The sequence below is a fragment of the Pseudomonadota bacterium genome, from assembly GCA_010028905.1.
Lineage (GTDB): Bacteria > Vulcanimicrobiota > Xenobia > RGZZ01 > RGZZ01 > RGZZ01.
This window is the reverse complement of the sequence record RGZZ01000482.1, coordinates 1-3,749: the sequence shown is the minus strand read 5'-3', so window position 1 is coordinate 3,749 and position 3,749 is coordinate 1. Positions and strand designations below refer to the sequence as shown.

At 65.0% G+C, this 3,749-nt stretch carries 5 protein-coding genes; 3 read left to right on the top strand and 2 right to left on the bottom strand.

Features of this window, described 5'->3' with window-relative positions; translation table 11 throughout:
* The first annotated feature begins 2 nt into the window (after positions 1 to 2).
* The 3 genes from EB084_21550 to EB084_21540 are packed head-to-tail and all read left to right on the top strand — an operon-like array spanning position 3 to position 2,395.
* Complete coding sequence (locus EB084_21550; protein NDD30850.1) at positions 3 to 1,133, top strand: hypothetical protein; 1,131 nt, start codon at positions 3 to 5, stop codon at positions 1,131 to 1,133.
* Positions 1,123 to 1,887, top strand: a complete 765-nt coding sequence (locus tag EB084_21545; protein ID NDD30849.1) for a hypothetical protein — start codon at positions 1,123 to 1,125, stop codon at positions 1,885 to 1,887. The genes EB084_21550 and EB084_21545 overlap by 11 nt, the downstream gene beginning before the upstream one ends.
* A gap of 19 nt (positions 1,888 to 1,906) precedes the next feature.
* Positions 1,907 to 2,395 (top strand): hypothetical protein, encoded by a 489-nt coding sequence (locus EB084_21540; GenBank protein NDD30848.1) that lies wholly within the window; start codon positions 1,907 to 1,909, stop codon positions 2,393 to 2,395.
* Positions 2,396 to 3,261: 866 nt separating this feature from the next.
* Here EB084_21540 and EB084_21535 read toward each other — a convergent pair.
* Positions 3,262 to 3,483: a hypothetical protein gene (locus EB084_21535; protein ID NDD30847.1), complete on the bottom strand. Its 222-nt coding sequence runs from the start codon at positions 3,481 to 3,483 to the stop codon at positions 3,262 to 3,264.
* A gap of 79 nt (positions 3,484 to 3,562) precedes the next feature.
* Positions 3,563 to 3,749, bottom strand: a 187-nt coding sequence (locus tag EB084_21530) for a hypothetical protein (GenBank protein NDD30846.1), incomplete at its 5' end; no start/stop codon positions are given.

Here is a 3,749-nt window from a genome sequence, read left to right as displayed (position 1 = left end):
GCGTGCGCGTTGCCCTCGAGTTTGGTGTACTGCTGCCCGAGCTCGAGCCGTTCCACGATGAGCGCTGGGCGGTGCTGCACGTGTGCGGCCAGTTCGTCGACGACTGCGGGGGCGCTTCTATCGACGACCCCCTCTTCGATTCGCTCGGGCGGCCGATGTTGGACTCCGAGGGCGTGCAGATGACGCGCGCCCAAGTCCACCTCGAGATCGTCGAGGACGTGTTCGATGCGTTTGGTCACCTCTCCTCGCCAGAGAAGAGGATGTTTGGGGAGCAGATCGACCTGCTGGGGGTCGACCTCGACCTCGACTTGGGGTTCATGCGGCTCTCTGAGGTCAAGCGCGCGCGCTATGCCGCGCTCTGCCGCTCGGTTTCGACACGACGGTCGGAGGTGCCTCTGGCTGAGTTCCGTGAGCTCTTGGGTAAGCTCACCTTCGCGTCGATCGTGTACCCGAAGGGGCGCCAGTGGGTCGCCCCGTGTTGGCGGAGCTTCAAGATTGCCTTGAAGCGTTCGCTGGTGCTTCGCCCCGAGCATCGGATGGTCTTCATCTCGAAGCACGTACGGGAGGCCCTGCAGCGCTGGGCGACCGAGCTCGAGGACCCGGAGCATGTGGGCGTGCCCATGGCTTGCCGGGAGTGGGTGCCGGCCTACGGTGCCCCGGGCGTGGGCGTCATCTATGCCGACGCCTCGGGGGAGGAGGGCTGGGCAGCCTGGACGTTCGCGTCGGGCGTCGTTTACATGGTCAGTGGCGTCTGGGGCGAGCTCGACCGCGACCTCATCATCGCGGACAAGGAGCTCGTAGCGTCCACTGTCGGCCTCTTCGTCCTCGGCGAGGCCCTCCAGTTTCAGTATGTCTGGGAGTACACCGACAACACGGTGGCGCTCTCGGCCATCCGTTCGTTGACCCCGAGCACGCCGCTGTCGCAGCGGCTGTGCGCGGCGCGGGTCCTCTGGTGTTCGGACCGCTCCGTCTTCGTGATGGGAGAGCGGATTACGTCGGCCAACAACGAGTGGGCCGACATTGGGTCTCGCCCCGTCACACGGGGCGGGCCGGCAGCCGTGGCCACCATGGCGCACGAGCTGGGGTTTGAGTTCGTCGACTTCCATGTCGTCGACTGGCGGAATGTTCTCTGAGCCCTTCCAGTGGGAGTTTGCCGCGCCGAGCGCTTCAGATGACCGCCCCTTCGCAGTGGGCGACAGGATGGAGCAGCGCGCTCGTCGGGCCTCGGCCCGGCGGGAGCGCGATCTGGCTCGGGTGCACGACCCTTCGCTCGAGGAGAGCGCGGTCGCGTACCTCGCCGCCGGCGTGCAGACGACTTCTGGGGGGAGCACTCAGGGATGGGTTTGGTGGAGGGACTTCATGCGCTCTCTCGGGGAGTCCCCTGAGCAGCATGGGGAGTTGGCAGACGGCCCGGAGGTGCGGCTTCGCATCGAGGGGTACTACTTGCGCTTCGTCGTGTGGCTGGTGCATGTTCGCCGGGTGCAGGTCGAGACGGCCCGCAAGTACTTTGCGGAGGCGCTCAGTGCGCACGTCTCGTACTACGGCCCGCCGGTCCCAGGATACAACATGCCGCGTGTGCGCAAGATGATCAAGGGCATGGCGAAGGTGATCGATGCGCCCCCTCGACGTCCTCGGCGGGCGGTGCGCACTCAGGTTCTTAGGGCCGCGCTCGATAAGCTACCTGTCGACTCCGTGTCGGCGGTGAATGCTCGGGCGTGTGCCTCGGTTGGGTTCTGCGGCCTTCTGAGGGCTGCGGAGATGTCGCTGCAGCGTGGGCAGGTGTGGTCCAAGGCGCGTTGCCTTAGTCGGGCCGATGTGACCGAAGTCGACGAACTCCTTCCTCGTACGCTCGAAGGACGGGCAGCTAGCGACGTGGGTCTCGTTTGACGAGGTCGAGCGGCGGGGCGTGGCCCCGACCGCAGCTCAGGTGATGATGCGTCCGTGCAAGAAGCTCCGCTACCACGGGGGCAAGACGGTGCCCGTGTTCCTCTTCGATGGCACTATCTTAACTCCGGTGCGTGAGCTGCTGCGCCTGTTTCGCGTCGACCGCGTGCCCCCTGAGGCTTACGACACGACGCCTCTGTTTCGGCGCTCGTCTGGGGCGTCCTTTACCACGGACTATGTGCGCGAGGTCGTTCGGTTCCTGATGCATTCTGTTGGGCTTCCCCCGGGCTTGTACGGGGGGCACAGCCTTCGCATCGGGGGGGCGTCCGCCGCGCTGGCGGCGAACGTCTCGGAAGCAGTTATCCGAGCCATGGGTCGATGGGACTCGGACGTTTATGAGCTCTACCTGCGGGGTTCGCTTTCGTGCGCCCGCCAGATGGGCTCGGTTATCGCCTCAACTTCCTACGAGGACTTCGAGGCGATGTTCGACCATGAAGAGTTCGTTCGCTAATGGTCATTGATCATGGCGGACTATTTCTCGGCGCTGCTCTTCAGCGTTGGGGTCTCTTCGCACACACTGACTCGAGCTTGGTCAGCTCGCGGCAGGTCTGCGGGCTTCCGATGGCAGCTATGGCGTGTGTACCCATCCGTGTTCAGGGGGGTCGCCGCGCCGTAGCAGTCCTAAGGGAGGCCAGTAGGCCAAACCGTCTATACTATTCACACTGGGGTCGAGACGCTGGAGGGGAGTCGAGGGAGTCGACCTTCGTCCAGCGTGAAGAGGGCTGTGGGGAAAACCTTGGGTATGCGCGCCTCGCGTCTCGCCACCACTGTAAAGCTGCCTTTGGCTTTGCTTTCGTGGTCTGGCGCACAAGAGCGCGCAGAGCCATGGCAAGCGGAGGTGGCTCCGACCCGTCCGAGGACGTGGCGAAGCTTTTCGCGGTGACTGAGTGCCTCGTCAGTGCAGGCATTGCCCCGTCGATTCACCAGGGCCGCGGAATCGTCGTCTCTGCGTTGTCCAAGAACACGGTGAGAGCCACGATCGAATTCAGTGATGATGAGGAGGACTTTAGCTTCGAGATCGTCAAGGAGGAGCTGTGGCGCGCGGTCAGGCTGCTCGAGGAGCATGGCTGCGGAAGCGAGGTTCCGTCCGCGGCGACGAGTTTCGACAGCAAAGCTCTCCGCGTCAAGATGGCTGGCATGTATCTGACGACTGAGATGCCCTCGATGGGAAGGGCTTCAACCTCGTCAGGCGTTGTTCCTTCGGCACGTACGCGTGCTAGTTCTTCATCCCCTGCCGCGGCGCTTTCAGCGCCGCCTCGCTCGGGTACCCCCGCGACGAGTGAGCCGCGGGATGTTGTTGTTCCTGAAGCCGTCGGGTCAAGCCCGAGCGCTCGAGTGGCGACGCCGCGTGTGGCGTCGACGGTGGAGCGCGAGGCTCGCCGGGAGTCGGAAGCCGAGCGTCTCGAACGCCCTGCGGCTGCGCGGCGCCCTGCAGTTGTTGCTGCTGATCGCCTCAAGGACGGGGAAGATCACGCGCGCTTCGAGCGCTACACGCACGATGAGACGGCAGTGCGCATTCTCGCTGAGATGAGGGCGCATCTGAGTTTGGTACATCGCAAGTGGCGCGAGTACGCACGGGCGTTGCAGCGAATGACGTACTTCGCTCGTGTGCGCGTCATTAGCCAGGGTGGCCGGGTGCGGTACGCTGATGCGGGGCCGGCAGGTCCTTCAAGGGCGACGGCGACGGCTCCTCCGAGAGTTCCGGAGCCAGCTCCAAGGGGCCGTCGTGATGCCGCGCCGCATCCGCGGCGCCCTGAGACTCTTGCCGCGTGCATGGCGCGTGGCCCAGGGGCACGTTCAGCTCC

What these genes read in the sequence shown, in the direction of transcription:
- EB084_21545 (NDD30849.1), top strand. Translation starts at nt 1,123, where the DNA reads ATGTTCTCTGAGCCCTTCCAGTGGGAGTTTGCCGCGCCGAGCGCTTCA.
- EB084_21535 (NDD30847.1), bottom strand. Translation starts at nt 3,483, where the DNA reads ATGCGCCCTCATCTCAGCGAGAATGCGCACTGCCGTCTCATCGTGCGT.